Raw genomic sequence first — 20,056 nt, 5'->3', positions numbered from 1 at the left:
TTAAGGTGGTTATTGCGGCGGGGCTCACCTCTTCCCATCCCGAACAGAGTAGTTAAGCCCGCCTGCGCAGATGGTACTGCAGTTATGTGGGAGAGTATGTCGTCGCCTTTCTTTAAAACCCTGTTTCTAACGAAACAGGGTTTTTTGTTTTATAGCTTTTTTTGTTTTATTTTTTAAAAAAATAAGGTAAAAGTTAATCCGAACAGAGTAGTTAAGCTCGCCGGAGTCCCGAAACATAGGGAGTACTGCAGTTATGTGGGAGAGTATGTCGTCGCCTTTAGCTTCGCTCAGTTCGGGCTTTGCCCTCGTGTCTTTAAAACCCTGTTTCTAACGAAACAGGGTTTTTTGTTTTATAGCTTTTTTGTTTTATTTTTTAAAAAAATAAGGTAAAAGTTAATCCGAACAGAGTAGTTAAGCTCGCCGGAGTCCCGAAACATAGGGAGTACTGCAGTTATGTGGGAGAGTATGTCGTCGCCTTTTTTTAGTGAAGCCTGTCTTTTTTAAGACAGGCTTTTTTTATAGGTGCGACGTGTCGCTACGTTCGATCCGTCGCCTTTAGCTTCGCTCAGTTCGGGCTTTGCCCTCGTGTCTTTAAAACCCTGTTTCTAACGAAACAGGGTTTTTTGTTTTATAGCTTTTTTTGTTTTATTTTTTAAAAAAATAAGGTAAAAGTTAATCCGAACAGAGTAGTTAAGCTCGCCGGAGTCCCGAAACATAGGGAGTACTGCAGTTATGTGGGAGAGTATGTCGTCGCCTTTTTTTTAGCTGAAGCCTGTCTTTTTTAAGACAGGCTTTTTTTATAGGTGCGACGTGTCGCTACGTTCGATCCGTCGCCTTTAGCTTCGCTCAGTTCGGGCTTTGCCCTCGTGTCTTTAAAACCCTGTTTCGTTAGAAACAGGGTTTTTTGTTTTATAGCTTTTTTTGTTTTATTTTTTAAAAAAATAAGGTAAAAGTTAATCCGAACAGAGTAGTTAAGCTCGCCGGAGTCCCGAAACATAGGGAGTACTGCAGTTATGTGGGAGCGTATGTCGTCGCCTTTAGCTTCGCTCAGTTCGGGCTTTGCCCTCGTGTCTTTAAAACCCTGTTTCTAACGAAACGGGGTTTTTTGTTTTAGAGCATTTTTTAAAAAAAAATAAGAAAAAAGTTATTCCGAACAGAGTAGTTAAGCCCGCCGTAGTCCCAAAACAGTGTCAAAAAAAACCTGCTTAAAAAAGCAGGTTTCATGTTATACTCATTTGGGTTTAATTGGATTGTTTTTTTAAGTCGTTTACATATTGTGTTAGTTTTTTACCATAAAGTGATTGTGCTACTTTTTTGGACATTGTTTTTTGAATGGTATCGAGGTATTTGATGTTGATGTCATGGATTTCAGATAACACAATATATGGAGTAGCTTCTGCTTCTGGATGACTTAATGCGAAATTAGCAGTGTACAAGTATTTTCGTTTTGTGTTTTGATCTAATTTTTGATTAATACTATCAAGTTTAGGTAAGTTTTTATACTTAGTGGCATAGAATTTTGCTTCTATTAAATCTAAATTTTGATCTTTAAATTTAGTGGCTAATTTTTTATAATCCTCATATATTTCTTGGTTTTTAGATCCTGTAATTTTTGCTGACAACAAATAAGAATCTAATTCGGTTTCAATATTTATTTTACCAGGTTCAGCAAAGAACACAATATTGTTATCCATAGAGTTAGTTACCCCTCGGTCTAAAAACAGGTAGAGCATCTCAGGGGAATCAATATTTATGGCGGTTTCAAAATTTGATTGGCCATCTATTTGAATGCTGTCAATGATTACTAAGGCAGTATCATTATAGCGTTGAATATATAATTTCCCGTTTTTTAATCCTTTTATGTTTCCTGTTATTTGTAAGTTGCCTTTAGGTTCCTTTTTGGAACAAGCGGCTAGTAATACTATTGTAGTGATGGTAAAAATTAATTTTTTCATGAATTGTATTGGTTCTTATTTAAAGTTGTTTTTGATTTTATTATCCTTTTAGCCAAGCATTTTTCAGCTTTTCTTTACTGTTATCGGTTGGTTTGAATGTTTCTTGGTCCTCGTATGGTAGTTTTACTTTGCCTTTAATTTGTTGTTCTTTACCATCACGTTTTATTTTTACTGTTATGATGTCATTTTCTTTCCAGTTCTGGCTTTCATTTAAAAGGTCATAGATGTTATCAAGATTGTAGTTTGTATTGTTGATACTTAAAATGATGTCGTTACCTTTAAGATTTAATTCTTTAAAAAAGTCATTTAACTCAATTTCTGGAAGCACAATGATTTCTTTAGTTTCTGGAATAATATTGATATAAGGAGATTGTCCTTTTATAAATATAGGAGCCACCACTTTTACGGTTGTGGTAGTTACTCCCACTTTGGCAAGGTAGTCATTATAGGGTATTGGTGTTGGGCCAGATACGTGTGTTTTTAGAAAAGTTCCCACTTCTGGATAGGTGCGCTCTGTGATTTTGTCAAAAAGTTCGTTGTCATCAAATGGTTTTGTGATTCCGTATTCTTGAGATAGTTGGTGCATAAGGTCTAATATTCCTTTTTCGCCATTACTTTTTTCTCGGATAATGAGGTCGATACACATCCCTATAAGAGTACCTTTTTCGTATACATTAAGGTATTGTTCTTTATAAGGGCTTTGCAAGACATTGGCACTCATTGTAGTGAATGGCATATAGTCATTTAAAGTGCTGGCACGTTCAATTTTCACAGCTATTCGGGAATAGAATTCTTCTTCAGAAATCAAATCTTGATTGATTTGAAATAAATTAGCGAAGTATTCTGTAACTCCTTCATACAACCAAAGATGTTGAGACATTTTTGGGGCATTGTAGTCAAAGAATTGAATTTCTTTAGAATGTATGGTTAGTGGCGTTACGATATGGAAAAATTCATGAGAAACGACATCTTTCATTTGTTCACTTAATTGGTCGATTGGGATTACTTCAGGAAAGACTACAGTGGTTGAAGTAGGGTGTTCTAATGCACCAAATCCATGAGCGTCCTGACCTTCAATGTCGGATAAATAAAGTAGAACGGAATATTTCTTAGTGGTGTTGATATTGCCTAAGAATTTTTTTTGAGCCGTCATGACAGTTTTCATAGCAGGTGTAATGCTTTCTGCGGTTATTTTGCCAGTGGGAGAATATACACTAATAAGGATTTCCATTCCGTCCACAGTGAAGGTAGTGAAGTTAGGTTTTGCATACATTATTGGATTTTCTACTAACTCGGAGTATTTTGAAGTGATAAATACATCGCTGGTATCACTGGTATCCCTATCGGTCATGGAAGTGGCTCCCCATAATTGTGAAGGATGAGAGACGTTTAATTTATAGGGATTTGTAGTTAGGTTGGAGAAATAGCCAACGAAACAATGTGTATTTAAAAGGATATTTTTGTCTGCTAATATATTAGATCCTGCCGGAGAAAAGATATCACCTTCACCAAATTCGGTTCCTTTTTCAGAATCAAATGTGTCGTTGACCCAGTAACTGATTTTAGTCAATGCTTTCGCGTTTTTTATAGACCATGAATTATCATCTGTTTTTGTAACGGCTAATAAGTTTCCTTTTTTGTCAAAGGCTTTGAAATCATCCACGTATTTCCCGTAATTGTCTATGGAATAAGTGCCTGGTATTATTTTGGGCATGGAATAAGTAATTTCTTCGCTAGTGATCTTTGGTGGAGCAAGAGTCACCAGTACTTTGTCATTTTTTATTTCTTTTAGGTTTATATTGACCTGTATTTCTTGTTTAGAGGATTGGTTGTTAAGGTTTGTTTTACAACTCCAAAATAAAGTTGTAGCGGCAAGTAGTAAGAAAATTTTTTTCATTTTTGTAAGGTGTTTTTTTTAACCGTATGAGTAGGTGAAATATTTTTTCTGGTTAAAAAAAAGCACTCCTAATGGGAGTGCTTTGGCAAGAATTATTAATCTAATTTATTTTTTATATAATATTTTCCGTCCAAATCATCATCAAAATCATCAATTTTTAGAGGCTTGGGTTTTGGTTTAGTTGCCGTTGCTTTTTTCTTCCACATTTCAAATTTTTCAACGGGCATCTTTTTTTTCATAATTTCTAGAACCTCTTTTTCAACTAGACCAAATTCTTTTTTGATAATTTCAAAAGGATTCTTTTCTTCTAGGGCTAATGTAACAAGTTTTTCTGTTTGTTCCCAGTTCAGTTCTTTGCGGCTACTCTTTTTCATCACGCGAAAATTAATTCAAATTGGTTTTAAATGTTTGTATAGATGATTCTATTTATATACCAATATTAATAAAAATTATTATTGGTTGTAGAGAAACCCTAATGTTTTTTATAAATTTTATCAGAAATAGGGATATAGGTGCTTTTTTTGAAATGTATTTGTGTCAAAATAGAATTTTTTAGTTCTTTTTGTTGCGATTTATCAATACTACTGCAAAAAGAATAAGGATGATTCCAAGCCATTGTACTATAGAAACTTTTTCATTTAGAAGGATATAGGCCATAAAAACCGAAACGGGGAGCTCAATGGAGGATACAATACTGCCTAAGCCTATACCTGTTAGCGGAAAACCTGCATTCATCAGCAATGGAGGGATAATGGTGCCAAAAAACGATAATAGCAATCCCCATTTTAGAAATATATCGAAATTATAGGGTGTGTTTTGATAGAAGAAAGCAAACGTTAATACAATTAGTGCGCCTCCAATTAGCATATACAGACTGCGTTGTACTGTAGAAATAGTTGTCACAATACTATTGGCGGTAAACATGGTGGTGGTAAAAGAAGCAGCTGCAAGTAAGCCAAATAGTATGCCTCTCCAGTCAATCTGAAAATTGTTGTCTAGGAGGTTTGTAGCAAAGAACGTCCCTAATAGCACAATAAAAACGGAAAAAGTCTTTTGTAGTGTGGGGACTTTTTTCAAAAGAATGGCTTCTAGAGCTACGGCCATCCATACTGTTTGCATTAAAAGTACAATCCCAATAGAGACAGGAATATAGTGCACTGATAAATAATAAAAAATACTAGTGAAACCCATGGAAGTTCCTGCAATCATTAATTTTAGAATCTCCTTTTTTGAGGTTTTGGGAATTTTTTTCTTGGAAGTTATTTTTTGAAATCCATTAATAAGTAGTAATCCAATGATGCCTAGAATAAATTGTGAAGTCGATACTTCGGCGGTAGTGTAGCCTTCTTTGTATGCTATTTTGACAAAAGTGGCTAGTATTCCATAACTACTAGCTCCTAAACCTACCAAGAAAACCCCTTTTATTAGACTGTTTTTAAACATTTTTTTTATTTAAATGCAGGTAAAGATAGGGGTTTTGTTAGGAAGTTTGTATGTATGATTTATTAAAATAACCCACTCAAAGGTTTATTTTTGATGCCTATTTTAGTGTAGTCAAAATTCAGTTTTTCTTGTAAGAGAGCCGCATAAACACTTCTGAAATCAATTTCATATTTCAAATCGCCATTATCCAAATCCGTTAGATTAGGGTTGTGGCCAATAACCTTCCCTTTGTTATTGCCGCCAATGATGAACATAGGAGCTGCTTTTCCGTGATCAGTACCATTTTTATTGTCTTTGACACGGCGTCCGAATTCAGAGAAAACAACAACCGTTACATTTTGAAGCAAATTGGCCTTCTTTAAATCCTCATAAAAACTGTATACCGAATCATTTAACTCTGTTAGTTTGTTTTTGTGTGTAGGCAATTGATTGTCATGGGTATCAAAACCATTTAGGGATGTGTAATACACCTTGGAATTTAAATTTCCTTTGACCAATCTTGCAATCCACTCCAGATTTTTACCCAATCCTGTTTTTGGATAGCTACTTTCTGTTGTGGATTTGGCTAAAGCTTTCTGAATTTCATCAGAGCCTTCTACTACTGAGTCGGCGATTTTTCGAACAAAATCTAAAGAGGGGTTTTTGGATAGTTGTGCATTATCCTCTTTATTTCTTTTGATTTTAAAATTGTTTGGATCTTTTACCGTAATAGAATTAGGTTCTTGTCCTTTTAATGATAAATTGTCTGTATTGTCAATATTGATTCCTGCAATTGGATTGTGTTCTTTGCATTGTAGGTCTAAATAGCGTCCGAGCCATCCATCATTTAAATATTGATTGGAAGCCGAAGCCGTTTGCCAGATTTCTTGGGAACGAAAGTGAGAACGATTGGGTTCAGGATAGCCTACGTTTTGCAAAACCGATAAATCTCCATTTTGCAGCATTTGTGCAAAACCTTTAAGTGCTGGATGAAATGCCATTCCTTTATCAGCTCCAATGACTTCTTCTTTAGAAATTGCAATTTTTGGGCGTAAAAAATAATAGTTGGGATCTTCAAAAGGTATGAAGGTGTTCAATCCATCGTTTCCGCCATTGAGTTGTACAAATACCACACATTGATCACCAATGATTAAGTTTTGTTGCGTTCCAAAAGCATGTAAAAAATCTGGTAGAAGCAACGAACCACCAGTGAAAGTTCCTGTTAAGGCTAAAAAATTTCTTCTGTTCATAATGATGGATTTTTAGATTAATTGAAATTCAGGTAATTTGATGATGGTGTTGAACAACCGTAGAACTGCTTGATCTGCATTTTTGGAATTGACATCAAAATCGTATTTAAGTATGGATTCCAAATCTTTTTGGGTGCTGTCTTCCACTTGAAACAATAAGCGGTCTGATAGCTCCTTGATGATTTGTTTGTTATCGGTTTTTTTCCATTCTAGGTTTACTTGTATTTCTTTTAATTTTGGATTATCGGCTTTGGAGAAATCTTTCATAAGCCTTTGATTGAGAACTCTACCATTTGTTAACAAGAAAGCAAGGTTGTTTCGTTGCAAATAAATTTGAGAGGTGAGCCAAGATTTTCCGCCATCCCAACCTTTGACATTGGGCTGGTTAAATAAATCCATGTTTTGTTGCTTTAAGAAAAAGGCGAGGAAGTTATTGTTTTTCAAATCCAAATTTAGTTCTGAAACCAGTTGTAAGCTATATTCTAATGGATTTTTAATTTTAGAGCCGGCTGTGTTTTTTTCGAACTCTTCGGTGAAAATTTTTGTCAAAAAAGGTTTGATTTCAAAATTTACAGATTTTAAATAATCACCGTAATAGGTAACTAGCTTTTCACTAGGTTCGTCATAAATAAACCATTTTAAGATTTTACGAGTAATAAAATAGGGCGCATTTTTTTGTTGAAAGATAATGTCTACCATCTCATCGGCCTTAAAAACGCCTTTTTTACCAAAATAGGTGATAGGATCGTTGTCCATAGCTGATTTGCGATAGACCGCTTTTTCCTCGCCTAGACCGAGACCTGCTAAACCTTTGGCGCCGTTTTGAATGTCTTCTTCGGTGTAATTACCAATACCGATAGTGAACAGTTCAAGGAGTTCTCTGCTTAAATTTTCGTTTATTTTATCTTTTTTGTTGTCTTGATTGTCCAAGTATCGAACAATCGCATTGGATTGAATCATGAGTTTGGTTAATTCTTTAAAATTACCAAATGCATGTTCTCTTAGTATCTGATTGTGTTGAAAGATCCAGTAATTGACTTTTACTTTTTGATAGGTAGCAACATAATGATTGTGCCAGAAGCAAACCATTTTCTCTCTTAATGGAAATTCATCCGAGAGCATTTTGTCAATCCACCAAGATTTCATTTCGAGGTTGGTTTGGATTCCTTCTCTTTGGATGAGTTTTTTTACTTCAGCATTGCCATCTTTTGCTTTTTGCCTTTGCTCTCTTAAATCTGCATAAGTTTTAGGGCTATTATCCAGCAGGCTTGGAATTGATTTGTCAAAGGGTATTTGGAAAGATTGTTCTAGGAATTTTTTCAGGCCTAGTTTCTCAATTGTAGGCGCTTGTTTGTTTGAAAAACCTAAGCGTAGCGACCAAAGTGAATTGCTATTCATGACTTTTTTAATTTTAGGTTAATGGTACTGTTGTCTGAAAAGTCAAATGGGACGTTTTTATAGAACAGTGTTGTTAATAGGTTGCTCTATAGGATGCTAATTTGTGAAAAAGGTTTAAGCCTTATGAATTTTTTTTGATAATACCACTCAAATGTACTTTTAGAGCTTGAACGGAAATGCTAATTTCCCAGAAGGAAAGTCCTAGTGATATTAATAAACTCAACAAACTAAAACCAAATAAATAGAGTGCAATTTCTTGTTGGGTGATAAATAATAACAGCATGGAAAATACCGATAGAAACAGACTGCAAACACCAAATAATTGCATGTAACGAATAAGTGTTAGTCTTAAATTAAGGTTTTTAATTTCTAGCAAGATAATTCTGCTTTCTTCTTTCTCATAGGTGTCCTTCAAGCTCCTTACGATGGTTGCAACAGTCAAAAAACGATTTGTATAAGCCAATAATATTAAGGAAGTGGCTGAGAAAAGTAAGGCAGGTGTTTCTATATGTAAGTTCATGATTTTTTTTAAAGGATTGCGTGTTGTTCAAAGTTCGTGATTCTATTTTAAAAAAAGCATGTCCATAAAACAAAAAAAAAATCTGCTAGTGCAAACTAGTAGGTTGGTTAAATCAACATTTTGCACGAAAGTCAGGAGACTTTTTGAACGATTTCGTTTATAACAACATTTTAAAATTGCGCAAAGTCAGAGACATTTGCGCAGCACTTATAATTATGTTTAGGTACTGTTCGAAGAGCGGTTTGTAGCTTTATCGATTTGTAACCTCTTAAAAATAACCCTTTATTTAAAAGTCAGAGACTTTTTGAACGATTTCGTTTATAATAACATTTTAAAATTGCGCAAAGTCAGAGACATTTGCGCAGCACTTATAATATTAGTTACTCTTCGAAGAGCTGGGAAGAGATAAAGGCGAAAGCAGGGTAAACGAGCTTGTTTTTAGGTTTGATTTTTGAATCCTAAATTCTTGTGGGGGGCGCAACGGCTACGTGTGTTGGCAGATGTAGCTTTATAGTTCGATTTGGATTTTCACTTTTCCTCCAAGTCCTTTTTCAACTATGTCATATAAAGTTTTAAGAGTTAAATTACTTCCGTTATTTTCAATTCTAGAGATATATTCTCTTTTTTTTGCAACTAAATCGCCCAATTCAGTTTGCGTCAAATGCTTTTCTTCACGAGCTTTTTTCAAAAGTAAACCAATTTTAAAACCTTGGAATTCTCTTTCAAGTTCGTCACGTCTTTCGGTTCCTTTTTCACCGTAAACATTATTTTTAATTTCTTTCCAACTTTTAGTTTCCATAATTATTTAGATTTTTCGTTGTAATATTTTGTCATTAAGCCCAAAGCTTTTTCAATTTCATTTTTTGGTGTTTTCTGCGTTTTCTTTTGAAATCCATTTAACAGAATCACAAGTTTTCCATTGTCAAAGAAACAAAACACTCTCCAGATATTAGAACCAAGTTGGATTCGTGCTTCATATAAGCCGTTTGTTCCTTCCATTGATTTTAAATAGTTTGAAGGAACTCTTTCTAAAGTTTCGATAGCTTCAATTATTTTGAATATTTTATCTTGAACCTTTTTTGGTAGTTTTAACAGAAAACTTTCAAAGTGATTTTCATATGCTATTACTTCACGTACTTTCATTTTTTCAAAGGTAACTTAAAAGTTACTTTATTTCCAAATTTTTAGTTGTTTATTTTCGTTGTGAGGGGCTATATCTGCCAACGTTTCGCTGCTTTGAGATGGCTGGAAGTTCGTAACCTATCAGTTTTCGGCTTAACGAAAACCTGCTTCGCAAAAGTCTCTGACTTTGCGAAATTTTAAAAATCGTGTTGTATAATAAATTCGTCCCAAAGTCTCCTGACTTTTAACTACTCTTGTTGATTGTATTTTGTGAATGATAATGGACTCAAAACGTCAACAACGGGGTTAGTAGCTTTTTCTATTTGTACTAAGCCCATATCATTTATATAATTACTAGCACTTGAATAAAGGTAATGTGAAATTTTATCTACAATTCCTGCTCTAACAGGATTAAGATGTATGTAATCTAATTTTGACCACATAAAGGGATTAGTATAGATCTCCTCGGCATGATTGCCAATTTGCCAAAACTGATAATTCTTATTCCGTGTGTGTTTTTCGGCGGCTAATTTGAATCTTTCTAACATCCAATCTCTGCGGCTTTCTGGTTCTGTTTGAATTTTTTCTAAAATTGTTTTGGCAGTAAATTTTTTAAAATCTCTTATTAAATCCGATAATTGTCCGCTTTCTGATTGAACAATGAGATGAATATGATTGCTCATGATTACATATCCATACAAAATCATTCCTTTGTTTTTGATGCAATAATCCAAAGAGTCAATAACGCAGTCTCTATATGCTGGTCTTGTAAAAACATCGACCCAATCTACTACTGTTGCTGTTATGAAATGCGGCAATGTTTGGTCTCTAATTACGTAACCTTCTTTCATTTTAAATCTTCTTAATTGTTTTATATCGAAAAAAACATAGTACTCTTAATTTTTTAAAACAATATTTTGTGTAAAAGTCGGGAGACTTTTTTAACGATTTCGTTTATAACAACATTTTAAAATTGCGCAAAGTCAGAGACATTTGCGCAGCACTTATAATAATGTTTAGGTACAGTTCGAAGAGCGGGGATGGCTGGAAGTTCGTAAACGCTCAACTTTCGGCTTAACGAAAACTTGATGCGAAACGGTAATTCCACTAAACTCCAGCTATATCAAAACAGCTGTTGGCGGTTCGGCTTTTTATTTATTTAGTTCCTTCGTAACAGGAATTAATAGGATACAAATCAAAATCGCTGGCTTTTATGGTAATCTCTCTTCCATTATCAAGAGTGATGAAATTTCGGTCTTGAATTGTAGAGTGTCCTTTTATTTTACCGTTTGGACAATCATCATCTTTAGAACAGGAAAGTAAAGCAATAGAAGCGAATAAAAATAATAATTTTTTCATTTTAGTTAATGTGTATGTGGTTAATTATTCCGCCACTTTAAGGGAATAAATTTTAAATTATTTATTATGTCAGATTTTAAAATCAATGAATTTAAAGTTTCAGAAGAAACTAAACAGTACAGAAAAGAAGAAGAGATTAATTTAGCATGTGAAATTCTTTCAAAACTTAAAGGAAAATCAAACGCAGAAATAAAAGACTTACTTCAATTAGTTAGAGTTCTTTCAGAACAAAACTGTCAGTTACTCTAATGTACTAATGCGTTCGTTTAGAATATATAGTTTTGCACTTATTTGTTCGTTAACTTCTCGAAGTTTTTCGTTTTCATTTCTCAATAATTTAATTTCGTGGGCAAGTTCCTCAATTGCTTCAATTAGTTTCTCGTTCATTTTTATTTTATTTAGTGTTAAATTATATTTCTTTTCGTTCGGTTCTGCTCTAAGCTGACCGCCAACGTCAGGCTGTGAAAAAACCTCGATTTTCTCCAAAAATCCATAAATTATACAGTACTACAACCCCAATAAAGGCTCTTTTTTTTAGGCTGTAAATTTCAGTTGATAAAAATTGGAGGCTGTATTTAACTTTAAATAAGCCGTTTTTAGTAAAAACAAGGTTTTTGCCTTGTAAGGTGACTTCCAGTTCTTGATTTTATCAATCAAATCGGGAACGCTAAGAATATTTATCGTGCGTTTGATATTATAGACCAACATAATTAGACTATGTTCGCCATTTACTTTTTCCAGTCCTGTTAAATTGGTATGGTTATACCCCCATTGCCTCTTGATTGTCCCAAAAATGTGTTCGTTTATTTCTTGCCTAGTTCGGTATAGTTGTGGGTTTTCTTGATAACGTTGGTTGTTTTCTTCTACGGCATCGGCATATTCACTTCTATCTATTTCCCGTCCTCCCGCTCTACTGGTACAAAGGTGTTTTACGGGACAGTCCTTGCAGGCTGATGTTCGGTATTTCTTGAATTGATAACCACTTTGCTCTGTTCGACCACTTTTTTTATGCCATTTCCCCGTGGTTTTTAAGATTTTCCCTTGGGGACAGGTATAAGTATCATCCGATTTATTATATTGAAATTGAGCTACCAAATAGTCGGGTTGAGTAACACTATCTTTACTCCTTCCTGGGGTAGGATGTGCGACAATGGTGGTGATATTGTGGTTTTTACATTGGGTAATTTCTCGACCATTATGATAGCCCTTGTCAACCAAAGCGGTAAAGGTTTCTACTCCCAAATTTTCTTTTGCTTCAACAGCAATAGCTCCCAAAGCGTTGAGATCATTTCGATTGATAGTATGAGTGGCAACAACCAAGTTGTGTTTGTTATCTGCCGCCGCTTGTATGTTGTAGCTTACTTCTACCACTACGCCTTGAACCAATAAGGCTCGAGCATCTTCATCGGTGGTACTTATCTGAGGCTCTCCACTAACTTTTAGTTTTTCTTCTAGTAGCTCATAACCTATTTTGTTCTGCTTTAATCGTTCTATTTTTTCTTGAATGTTAGTAATTGAAATCCCATTATCTTGCGAGTCGTTTTGGTCTAATTGCGCTAAATATTCTTGTGTTTTTTCTTCGATATAAGCCAAATGTCTTTCTATTTTCTTTTGGCTAAAATTAGCTTTCTTACTGTTGTGTGCTCTGCTTTTAGTCCCATCAATAGCGATGATTTCGCCTGCTATTAAATCGGTATCTTTAAGAAAGGAAACAAAGAGTTTGAAGAGTTTTCGCAATCCTGATGGATTCTGTTTTCTAAAATCAGAAATACTGTGGTAATTCGGCATAAGACCACACAAAAGCCATTGCAATTCGATGTTTCTTACACATTCTTTTTCCAGTTTTCTCGAACTTCTAAGCCCGTTCAAATAGCCATATAAATAGATTTTAAGGAAGATTTTAGTATCAAAGCTGGGGCGACCCTCGACTTTGAGAGTCTGAACAGTAAAACCCAAAGATTCCATATCTAATGCCTCCACAAAAGCATCTACAAAACGAACGGGATTATTGGGTAAAATAGTGTCTTCGAAACTAGAAAACACCATTTGGTTACGAGGAATTCCTGTGATATGTTGCATATTTAAACATACAACTTTTCTTGCTAACAATAAAATTATTTACTTATATTTGATGGAAATAAATGTTAGTTTTTTCACAGACTGACGTTTCGCAGCTTGGCGATGTGGCGGATTAAGGAAGCCTAAACTTTCGGTTAATGACTAATTTCCCAAGTACAAAACCATCTTTAAATTAAGCCTAAACCCGCCATATTGCCAAACTGCTGTTACCAGCCGTTTTTATTTCTGTTATATCTTGTAAATTAATAGTATTAGTGCAATCACAAATGTTACCGTTTGCAGAATGAAAAAACACCAAGTTCCCTTACCTAAATATTTTGTAAAGCAATTTAGACTTTTTATTTTGTCATTAAGTTTTTTTTGATTTAGCTCTTCACAATTCTCATACTTAATTTTATTTTCCACTTTAAACAATAATATTCTTTTGCGAATAATTGTCTTTGTGAGGCGAAAATCAAAAAGTCGACAAAACAAAGCGACAATACCAAAAATTGATGAAATTGTAATAATAAATGCTACTGTCTGTGGAAGTAAATATCCCCAAGCATATTTTTCTTTGAATATCGGTTTGTCAAAGTTATTGATTATTAAACCTACCGATGCAATTGAAATAGTAAACAGTAGGTTGATTGAAAATGTAAGTAAAGCAATTTGTTTTTCTTGCCAACGTATAAAGCGTTCATTTAAAGATTTTAAATGATTGGCTTCTTCGCCTTCAAGACTATACATAGATTTTTCTCCAAAAGTTGGCATTGTGTTTACTATTAAATTACTGATTAGTTTCTTCTTTTTGTGTGCTAATATCTTCGTTTTTTATTTCTATAGTTTCTTTTGCTCCAATTCTTTTTAAAGTAACAACGCTTTTATCTTTTATTGAGATTAGAGATAAATTATCGACATCAATTTTGTCAATTTTATAAAATAATTCTTTGTTTGGATATGATAAATTAATTGTGTTCCCTTTGTCGGTAATTTTTAATGTTCCTTTATAAACTTTGTCGTTAATTACTTCAGTAAATGTTTGTTTTCCAAAAAATGAGTGTTCAAAGAAAAATATTTGTTCCTTATAAAGTAGGTTTTGCCATCTTTTACCGTACAAGTTCAAGTTTCTAAAATATTTCGGTTTAGATATAAAAGCGATTAATAGTATCAAGAATATTAAACCAAAAGCAATTCCAATATTGGTCATTAAATCTTTGTTTATTCTGCTGTCGTTTTCTGTTAGTTCATAATGTTTTCCGTATGTTTTATAATATACAACCCAGTTTTCATTATTAATATTTGCTCCGTGGTCACCAGAACTTTCCCAAGAAGATGCAAATGTACCTGATGAAGAATATAATTTAGGTTCTCTATTTTCTAAATAAAAATATTCATTTCTTAAATCTGGAAAATTGTTTATATCAATAAATTTTCCTGGAGAATATGCTCCTGGTGATTTTTTATCTTCTTTCGTGAAATATTCATATGCACTGCGGTAAGCATCACGGACAGAAGTTCTATAATTTGAAGATTGGTAACCTCCACTAATTTTAAATTTACCACCCCAACCATCATCCATATATTGCGGAGCAATATATGATGAACTTGGTTTTTTATATCCCATATCTCCAGAATATGATGTCAAAACATCAAAACTTTCATCACTTTGTTTTGTTAATTGTTTGATTGTAAAACCTCCACTTTCAGCGGTGAAAATTGTGTAAAGCTTTTCTGTTTCCCACCAATCAAAACTCGCAAAAATGTCATCGGTGTCTTTTTGCTTTTTTGTTCCGTAACCTGTGTTTTTTAATTTGCCTTCTGTTAAAGTTATTGTCCCGTCTAAAATTAGACTTTTATTGTCAAGGACATTATTGATTTTTAATGAAATATCATCTTTTAGTTTTGCTTTTTTAGAGTTTACAATATAAAAGCCTACAAATATTGCTAAAAGAATAAAGACTAAAATGGAACTGAAAATTTTAAAAGAAGCCCAAAATTTTATGTTGCTATCTTCAACATTATTCATTTTTTCGTCTAAAATTTCATTCTCATTATCTTTAATTGAAGATGATGATAAAGTGTCTATTATTGGTGGAGGTGGAGGCGTTTTTTTTAATACAATTTTCAACTCATCAACATCTTTGACTTGTTTCCAATTTTCAAATCCATCTGCCCAAACTAAAGTTTCAGGTTTTAGTCCAATTATTTTTAATTTCTCAATTGTGAAAGGACCTTTTTGTTCCTTTTCGTCCAAGTAGTAAAATTCTTTTTCCATTAACTGTCTGTTAAATTTTTATTCGGTCGCCCAAAATGGCTGGTAACGTTATGTTGCTTTGAGATGGCTGGAAGTTCGTAAACGCTCAGTTTTCGGCTTAACGAAAATACGATTGCGAAACGATAATTCCACTAAACTCCAGCTAGCTCAAAACAGCGGTTATGCCTTCGGTTTTTTATTTATTCCAATTTTCACGTTTCAATTTTCGGTTACGTTTCCGCACCGTTTTTAAGTCGGAAACAATATAAAATTAAATTATTATGTCAGAAAAAATTAACTTAGTTATTCCTTCGGAATTTTATGTAAAAATTGATTCTTTGTCTAAACTTTTAGAAGAGTCTATTGAATTAGATAAAAAACTTCTAGAACACGGTTTGAAAATCTATTTAGTTCCAATAAATGGCAATCCTGTTCCGTTAACAAATTCAGTAACAAGTTTGTAGTTAATGTCTTTTACTTCTTCTATTTGTGATTCAGATAAAGAATTTTTAGAAACAAAATCATTTCCTAAGTCCTTTAACTTAACATCTAAATCTACAAGTATTTCTTTGAACGATTCTAATTGCTCGGCTAATCCTTTTAATGAATTAGTATTGTCTGTAAAATTTCTTTTTACCGATTCAATTTCTTTTTCGGCTAGTATTTTATATTCTTTCATTTTTATGTTTGTTTACGGTTCTGTTAAACTGAGGCATAACGTTTTGTGGCTTGAAGCAGGTGGAGGCTTCGTGACCGTTAATATTTCTTTTTACTTTAATTTTCATAGCGAAAACAACTGTTGATTTTACCACCAAATCTCCACTTGCTTCAAACCGCTGTTGTAGGTAGTTGTTATTAAATATTCCGCAATTCCAAATATTTTATGTTAAAGTTTTAGGTTTGTGTTTAAGTAAACACTATTTTTGCAGTAAAATGAAAATAATTGAGAAAAAGTAATTGACGTAGTAATTTTTAGCGGTACACGATTTCAGCAGAGGTCGTGTTTTTTATTGTCTTTCTGTTAGCTATTTCGAGTAGCTAAAATTTTTATTGTCTAAACTTAAACAAGTATTGCTTATGAAACAATTCTATGAGTAAGTTTGTCTTACGCTTCTAACAAAAGATGTTAGCTGTAATTTAATAATCTTAAACCTGTTTAATTTGGAAACATTTCTAAAATTAGTCGGCATAATAGGCGGTTCAAACTTCTTATGCTCTGCGTGCAAGTATGCGTATAAGACCTATAAGTTAAATAAATGCGGATGCAACTGCGATAATTAACTTACCTTCTTCTAACGAAAGTCGTTAGTCGTATTTGTTCAACTTGAGAGGTCGTCTATTTTCGACGATGACGGCTTCTCAAAATCTTTATTCTTTACGATGGTGCAAATATAAACACAACCAACTAATAAACAATACTTTTTCTCAAAATTTTCAAAGAACTTAATTTAACCTAATAATATAAATAAAATGTTTACAGAAAACTATTCAGGGACTAAATGTCCAAAATGTGAAAATAAATCTTTTGAAGTGGTAAATGACACGCCAACAAACTCTACATTTCCAATGATGTATTGTAGATGCAACTCTTGTAAAACAATAATTAACATACTAGAGAGTCATAATGTTAATTATAATCTATATAAATTAGCTAAAGCACTCCGAATTGACCTTGCGAAAATAACACTTCCGTAACTACTATTTCAGGGCAAACTCTGTAGTCATCAAATCCAACATAAACCTTTAGGTTGGATTTTTTAGCTTCTTGTATTGTCTGCCAAAGTTCGTTTGTCTGAAGCTTTAGTTTTTCAATCAGTTTCTCTTCTACGTTTTTCATTTTCTATTTAGTTGTTTTTTAACGCTTTGGTTCTTTTACAATTACCTACAACTCATAAATATCCGCAACTCAATTGCGGCAATCGAACTATTTTAAGCTAGATTTACGCAATTGAGTTGCGTTTCATTTGTTTTCAAATATAATTAAAATTAAGAATTAACTTAAGTTTTCTTTTGACACTTTTCAAAAGTATATTCTTTTTTAAATACATTAGTACGGCAAACCGTAATTGATTGTAATAACCATGATTTTTAGCCCCGATAGCAGTGAAAATCCTCTTGTATGGCGGTAGCCAATGCAAGAGATTGTAACGAATAGCGGGAGGATTAGTCAATAGAAACCAAATCGTTCTGCTCCTAAATAAAAAAAACCTGCCAGTTTGCACTAGCAGGTCTTCATACTTAATTCTGTTTATTGGATACTTATTTGATCATTTCGAAACTACGTTTTACAAAGGCAGTTAGATCTTCTCCTTTTAATAAGTTTTGTGACAATTTAGCCAAGTCAAGTGCTTGTTTTACCAAACTTTCTTGAGCTGCTTTATCCGTATTGTTCAGGATGTTGGTTGCCAATTCAGAGTTGGTGTTTACCACTAAATTGTACATCTCTGGCATATTACCCATTCCGAACATTCCGCCACCACCGGATTGACTCATTTCTTTCATACGACGCATAAATTCTGGTTGCGTGATGATGAATGGTGCTGATTGACTGTCTAACGCTTGCAATTGTACGGTATATTTTTGTTTTGGAACAATCGTTTCGACAACTGATTTTAGATTGTTTTGCTCTTCTTCTGACAACTTCGAAATTGCATTTTCTTCTTTCTTGATTAAGTTATCAATATGGTCAGAATCTACACGTACAAAAGTCAATCCTTGGTTATCACCCTCGATTTTTTGAATCAAGTGGGAGATAATTGGAGAGTCTAGTAATAAAACTTCGTATCCTTTTTCTTGAGCGATTTCGATATACGAGTGTTGTGCTTCTTTGTTTCCTGCATAAAGTACAACCGTTTTTCCGTCTTTGTCGGTTTGTTTTTCCTTGATAGCTTCTTTTAATTCTTCAAGAGTATAGAATTTATCATTAACCGTTGGGTACAATACGAATGAACCTGCTTTTTCGTAGAACTTATCCTCAGAAAGCATTCCGTATTCTAGAACGATTTTGATATCATTCCATTTTTTCTCAAAATCGGCACGGTTTTCATTGAACAACGATTTCAATTTATCGGCTACTTTACGCGTGATGTAGTTTGAAATTTTCTTCACTGCACCATCCGCTTGTAAGCTAGAACGAGACACGTTCAAAGGAATATCTGGAGAGTCAATCACCCCTTTTAACATCGTCAAGAATTCAGGCACGATACCTTCTACGTTATCTGTAACGTATACTTGGTTTTGGTACAATTGAATTTTGTCTTTTTGAATTTGCATATCCGAACCCAAACGAGGGAAATACAAGATACCCGTTAAGTTAAATGGATAATCGACATTCAAGTGAATGTTGAATAATGGATCTTCGAACTGCATTGGGTACATTTCGCGGTAAAAACCTTTGTAATCTTCATCGGTTAATTCTGTTGGCGCTTTGGTCCAAGCTGGATTAGGATTGTTGATGATATTATCTACCTCGATAGTTTCGGCTACATAATCTTCTGGAGCGTCTTCTGGTTTAGGTAAGGTTTCTGTTTTAGTTCCAAATTTAATTGGAATAGGCATGAACTTGTTGTACTTATTTAAAAGTTCACGAATTCTAAATTCTTCCAAAAATTCTAATGAATCTTCAGCAATATGTAAGATGATTTCAGTACCACGTGACGTTTTGTCTGCTGGTTCTAATGAAAATTCTGGGCTACCATCGCAAGTCCAATGTGCTGCTGGTTCGTCTTTGTATGATTTAGTGATGATTTCCACTTTTGAAGCCACCATAAAAGCCGAATAAAAACCAAGACCAAAATGACCAATGATTCCTGATTCTTTAGCAGAATCTTTGTATTTTTCTAAAAATTCTTCAGCACCAGAAAAAGCGAGTTGGTTAATGTATTTTTCTACTTCATCTGCTGTCATACCAATCCCTTGGTCAATGATGTGGAGTTTCTTTCCTTCTTTGTCAATTTTAACTTCAATAATTGGATTGCCGTATTCTACGCTGGCTTCGCCAATACTGATTAGGTGTTTTAATTTGGAAGTTGCATCAGTCCCATTAGAAATTAATTCACGTAAGAAAATCTCGTGATCGCTGTAAAGGAACTTCTTGATTAAAGGGAAGATGTTTTCTACTGAAACATTAATTTTTCCTGTTGTCATATTTAAAATTTTTATATGGGTTTTACAATCTATCTCCTTTGTACTCAAATAAAATACCAATTGTATACAAAGTGACAAAATGTCGTACTGAAAATAATGGAATAAAAAAAAGGAATTTTGAAACTTAATTAGTGAGTAGGATTGTATCTTTGTGTGAGTTTAACTATAAAACGAAATCATAATGAGAAAAATTATTTTAATCGGAGCAATGTCTTTAATGTTGTTTGCTTGCAAAACAAGTTCGATTACGAATACAAAATTGGATAAGAAAGCAGAAGTTGCCATGAAAGGAAATTGGGTAATTACTTCCGTAAGCTATCCGGGGTCAGATTATATAAAAGTAAATTCATTTCAATTGGCAGATTCTAAATGTTTTGAAGGAAGTGCTTGGAAATTAGTTTCCAATAATAATAAAGGAACTATGGATTTAACAAGTGCCAATTGTGCGGCTTTCAGTTCGCCAATTACATGGTTTGTAAACCAAGAAGGTCAATTTGTTCTGAAAGTTTTAAATGCAGGAGAAAAGGCTAAAAAAGTGAGAGACGGTTATGTATTGACTGTGGCTAATCAAACAGAAACTTCTTTTCAATTGATTGATAAAATCAATGTAGGAGGAAAAATGACTGATGTTGTGTACCAATTCCAAAAAACAAATTAATTAAAATAAATAAG

Annotated in this window: 21 protein-coding genes and 1 rRNA gene; 3 read left to right on the top strand and 19 right to left on the bottom strand. The window is 33.5% G+C overall.

What is annotated here, in order from left to right:
• Nucleotide 1: 1 nt before the first annotated feature.
• Nucleotides 2-111, top strand: a 5S ribosomal RNA gene (gene rrf, locus ACNH59_RS02270).
• Between the two features lie 1,130 nt (nt 112-1,241).
• Here the strand turns inward: rrf and ACNH59_RS02265 are convergent.
• From ACNH59_RS02265 to ACNH59_RS02215, 11 genes are all read right to left on the bottom strand, one after another.
• A complete protein-coding gene (locus ACNH59_RS02265) occupies nt 1,242-1,955 on the bottom strand; it encodes a DUF4369 domain-containing protein (protein ID WP_418263839.1) in 714 nt (237 codons plus the stop codon).
• Between the two features lie 40 nt (nt 1,956-1,995).
• Nucleotides 1,996-3,852: a peptidase M61 gene (locus ACNH59_RS02260; RefSeq protein ID WP_418263838.1), complete on the bottom strand. Its 1,857-nt coding sequence runs from the start codon at nt 3,850-3,852 to the stop codon at nt 1,996-1,998.
• A gap of 95 nt (nt 3,853-3,947) precedes the next feature.
• Nucleotides 3,948-4,226, bottom strand: a complete 279-nt coding sequence (locus tag ACNH59_RS02255) for a DUF2805 domain-containing protein (protein ID WP_418263837.1) — start codon at nt 4,224-4,226, stop codon at nt 3,948-3,950.
• A 178-nt stretch (nt 4,227-4,404) separates the two neighbouring features.
• Nucleotides 4,405-5,295, bottom strand: a complete 891-nt coding sequence (locus tag ACNH59_RS02250) for an EamA family transporter (protein WP_418263836.1) — start codon at nt 5,293-5,295, stop codon at nt 4,405-4,407.
• A gap of 62 nt (nt 5,296-5,357) precedes the next feature.
• Nucleotides 5,358-6,524: a DUF1501 domain-containing protein gene (locus ACNH59_RS02245; protein WP_418263835.1), complete on the bottom strand. Its 1,167-nt coding sequence runs from the start codon at nt 6,522-6,524 to the stop codon at nt 5,358-5,360.
• A gap of 12 nt (nt 6,525-6,536) precedes the next feature.
• The gene (locus ACNH59_RS02240; RefSeq protein ID WP_418263834.1) at nt 6,537-7,922 is read right to left on the bottom strand and encodes a DUF1800 domain-containing protein; all 1,386 of its coding nucleotides are present in this window, start codon (nt 7,920-7,922) and stop codon (nt 6,537-6,539) included.
• A gap of 121 nt (nt 7,923-8,043) precedes the next feature.
• Nucleotides 8,044-8,442 carry a DUF2721 domain-containing protein gene (locus tag ACNH59_RS02235; RefSeq protein WP_418263833.1) on the bottom strand — a complete coding sequence of 133 codons (399 nt, stop codon included), beginning with the start codon at nt 8,440-8,442 and terminating at the stop codon, nt 8,044-8,046.
• Nucleotides 8,443-8,950: 508 nt separating this feature from the next.
• On the bottom strand, nt 8,951-9,241 hold the full coding sequence (locus ACNH59_RS02230; protein ID WP_418263832.1) for a helix-turn-helix domain-containing protein: 291 nt from the start codon (nt 9,239-9,241) through the stop codon (nt 8,951-8,953).
• A gap of 2 nt (nt 9,242-9,243) precedes the next feature.
• A complete protein-coding gene (locus ACNH59_RS02225; RefSeq protein ID WP_418263831.1) occupies nt 9,244-9,585 on the bottom strand; it encodes a type II toxin-antitoxin system RelE/ParE family toxin in 342 nt (113 codons plus the stop codon).
• Nucleotides 9,586-9,812: 227 nt separating this feature from the next.
• Entirely contained in the window at nt 9,813-10,415 is a 603-nt protein-coding gene (locus tag ACNH59_RS02220) for an REP-associated tyrosine transposase (protein ID WP_418263830.1), read from the bottom strand.
• Nucleotides 10,416-10,719: 304 nt separating this feature from the next.
• On the bottom strand, nt 10,720-10,923 hold the full coding sequence (locus tag ACNH59_RS02215; protein WP_418263829.1) for a hypothetical protein: 204 nt from the start codon (nt 10,921-10,923) through the stop codon (nt 10,720-10,722).
• A 66-nt stretch (nt 10,924-10,989) separates the two neighbouring features.
• On the opposite strand from ACNH59_RS02215, the gene ACNH59_RS02210 reads away from it, so the two are divergent.
• Nucleotides 10,990-11,172, top strand: coding sequence for a hypothetical protein (locus tag ACNH59_RS02210; protein WP_418263828.1), 183 nt, complete (start codon nt 10,990-10,992; stop codon nt 11,170-11,172).
• On the opposite strand, the gene ACNH59_RS02205 is transcribed toward ACNH59_RS02210, so the two are convergent.
• The 8 genes from ACNH59_RS02205 to htpG all read right to left on the bottom strand — a co-directional run bounded on the left by ACNH59_RS02205 (nt 11,164) and on the right by htpG (nt 19,384).
• Complete coding sequence (locus tag ACNH59_RS02205; protein ID WP_418263827.1) at nt 11,164-11,310, bottom strand: hypothetical protein; 147 nt, start codon at nt 11,308-11,310, stop codon at nt 11,164-11,166. The two genes, ACNH59_RS02210 and ACNH59_RS02205, sit on opposite strands and share 9 nt — an antisense overlap.
• Before the next feature lie 147 nt (nt 11,311-11,457).
• Nucleotides 11,458-13,002: an IS1182 family transposase gene (locus tag ACNH59_RS02200; RefSeq protein WP_418263826.1), complete on the bottom strand. Its 1,545-nt coding sequence runs from the start codon at nt 13,000-13,002 to the stop codon at nt 11,458-11,460.
• A 228-nt stretch (nt 13,003-13,230) separates the two neighbouring features.
• On the bottom strand, nt 13,231-13,755 hold the full coding sequence (locus tag ACNH59_RS02195) for a hypothetical protein (protein ID WP_418263825.1): 525 nt from the start codon (nt 13,753-13,755) through the stop codon (nt 13,231-13,233).
• Nucleotides 13,756-13,771: 16 nt separating this feature from the next.
• On the bottom strand, nt 13,772-15,259 hold the full coding sequence (locus ACNH59_RS02190; protein ID WP_418263824.1) for a DUF4339 domain-containing protein: 1,488 nt from the start codon (nt 15,257-15,259) through the stop codon (nt 13,772-13,774).
• A gap of 382 nt (nt 15,260-15,641) precedes the next feature.
• The gene (locus ACNH59_RS02185) at nt 15,642-15,917 is read right to left on the bottom strand and encodes a hypothetical protein (protein ID WP_418263823.1); all 276 of its coding nucleotides are present in this window, start codon (nt 15,915-15,917) and stop codon (nt 15,642-15,644) included.
• Nucleotides 15,918-16,722: 805 nt separating this feature from the next.
• A complete protein-coding gene (locus ACNH59_RS02180) occupies nt 16,723-16,848 on the bottom strand; it encodes a hypothetical protein (protein ID WP_418263822.1) in 126 nt (41 codons plus the stop codon).
• Between the two features lie 41 nt (nt 16,849-16,889).
• Nucleotides 16,890-17,075 carry a hypothetical protein gene (locus tag ACNH59_RS02175; protein WP_418263821.1) on the bottom strand — a complete coding sequence of 62 codons (186 nt, stop codon included), beginning with the start codon at nt 17,073-17,075 and terminating at the stop codon, nt 16,890-16,892.
• Nucleotides 17,076-17,497: 422 nt separating this feature from the next.
• On the bottom strand, nt 17,498-19,384 hold the full coding sequence (gene htpG / locus ACNH59_RS02170) for a molecular chaperone HtpG (RefSeq protein ID WP_418263820.1): 1,887 nt from the start codon (nt 19,382-19,384) through the stop codon (nt 17,498-17,500).
• 181 nt (nt 19,385-19,565) lie between these two features.
• Between htpG and ACNH59_RS02165 the strand changes: the two genes are divergently transcribed.
• Nucleotides 19,566-20,042 (top strand): hypothetical protein, encoded by a 477-nt coding sequence (locus ACNH59_RS02165; protein ID WP_418263819.1) that lies wholly within the window; start codon nt 19,566-19,568, stop codon nt 20,040-20,042.
• Nucleotides 20,043-20,056 lie beyond the last annotated feature (14 nt).

It is taken from the genome of Flavobacterium faecale (assembly GCF_048320115.1).
GTDB classification, from domain to species: domain Bacteria; phylum Bacteroidota; class Bacteroidia; order Flavobacteriales; family Flavobacteriaceae; genus Flavobacterium; species Flavobacterium faecale_A.
The sequence above is the reverse complement of the archived record's forward strand: the minus strand, read 5'-3'. Positions and strand labels throughout refer to the sequence as shown.

Excerpts from the sequence above, each read along its gene's own strand:
- ACNH59_RS02205 (WP_418263827.1), bottom strand. The coding sequence starts at position 11,310 with ATGAACGAGAAACTAATTGAAGCAATTGAGGAACTTGCCCACGAAATT.
- ACNH59_RS02220 (WP_418263830.1), bottom strand. The coding sequence starts at position 10,415 with ATGAAAGAAGGTTACGTAATTAGAGACCAAACATTGCCGCATTTCATA.
- ACNH59_RS02180 (WP_418263822.1), bottom strand. The coding sequence starts at position 16,848 with ATGTTAATTATTGTTTTACAAGAGTTGCATCTACAATACATCATTGGA.
- ACNH59_RS02245 (WP_418263835.1), bottom strand. The coding sequence starts at position 6,524 with ATGAACAGAAGAAATTTTTTAGCCTTAACAGGAACTTTCACTGGTGGT.
- ACNH59_RS02185 (WP_418263823.1), bottom strand. The coding sequence starts at position 15,917 with ATGAAAGAATATAAAATACTAGCCGAAAAAGAAATTGAATCGGTAAAA.
- ACNH59_RS02190 (WP_418263824.1), bottom strand. The coding sequence starts at position 15,259 with ATGGAAAAAGAATTTTACTACTTGGACGAAAAGGAACAAAAAGGTCCT.
- ACNH59_RS02235 (WP_418263833.1), bottom strand. The coding sequence starts at position 8,442 with ATGAACTTACATATAGAAACACCTGCCTTACTTTTCTCAGCCACTTCC.
- ACNH59_RS02165 (WP_418263819.1), top strand. The coding sequence starts at position 19,566 with ATGAGAAAAATTATTTTAATCGGAGCAATGTCTTTAATGTTGTTTGCT.
- ACNH59_RS02240 (WP_418263834.1), bottom strand. The coding sequence starts at position 7,922 with ATGAATAGCAATTCACTTTGGTCGCTACGCTTAGGTTTTTCAAACAAA.
- ACNH59_RS02255 (WP_418263837.1), bottom strand. The coding sequence starts at position 4,226 with ATGAAAAAGAGTAGCCGCAAAGAACTGAACTGGGAACAAACAGAAAAA.
- ACNH59_RS02265 (WP_418263839.1), bottom strand. The coding sequence starts at position 1,955 with ATGAAAAAATTAATTTTTACCATCACTACAATAGTATTACTAGCCGCT.
- htpG (WP_418263820.1), bottom strand. The coding sequence starts at position 19,384 with ATGACAACAGGAAAAATTAATGTTTCAGTAGAAAACATCTTCCCTTTA.
- ACNH59_RS02195 (WP_418263825.1), bottom strand. The coding sequence starts at position 13,755 with ATGCCAACTTTTGGAGAAAAATCTATGTATAGTCTTGAAGGCGAAGAA.
- ACNH59_RS02215 (WP_418263829.1), bottom strand. The coding sequence starts at position 10,923 with ATGAAAAAATTATTATTTTTATTCGCTTCTATTGCTTTACTTTCCTGT.
- ACNH59_RS02230 (WP_418263832.1), bottom strand. The coding sequence starts at position 9,241 with ATGGAAACTAAAAGTTGGAAAGAAATTAAAAATAATGTTTACGGTGAA.
- ACNH59_RS02210 (WP_418263828.1), top strand. The coding sequence starts at position 10,990 with ATGTCAGATTTTAAAATCAATGAATTTAAAGTTTCAGAAGAAACTAAA.
- ACNH59_RS02250 (WP_418263836.1), bottom strand. The coding sequence starts at position 5,295 with ATGTTTAAAAACAGTCTAATAAAAGGGGTTTTCTTGGTAGGTTTAGGA.
- ACNH59_RS02175 (WP_418263821.1), bottom strand. The coding sequence starts at position 17,075 with ATGAAAAACGTAGAAGAGAAACTGATTGAAAAACTAAAGCTTCAGACA.
- ACNH59_RS02260 (WP_418263838.1), bottom strand. The coding sequence starts at position 3,852 with ATGAAAAAAATTTTCTTACTACTTGCCGCTACAACTTTATTTTGGAGT.
- ACNH59_RS02200 (WP_418263826.1), bottom strand. The coding sequence starts at position 13,002 with ATGCAACATATCACAGGAATTCCTCGTAACCAAATGGTGTTTTCTAGT.
- ACNH59_RS02225 (WP_418263831.1), bottom strand. The coding sequence starts at position 9,585 with ATGAAAGTACGTGAAGTAATAGCATATGAAAATCACTTTGAAAGTTTT.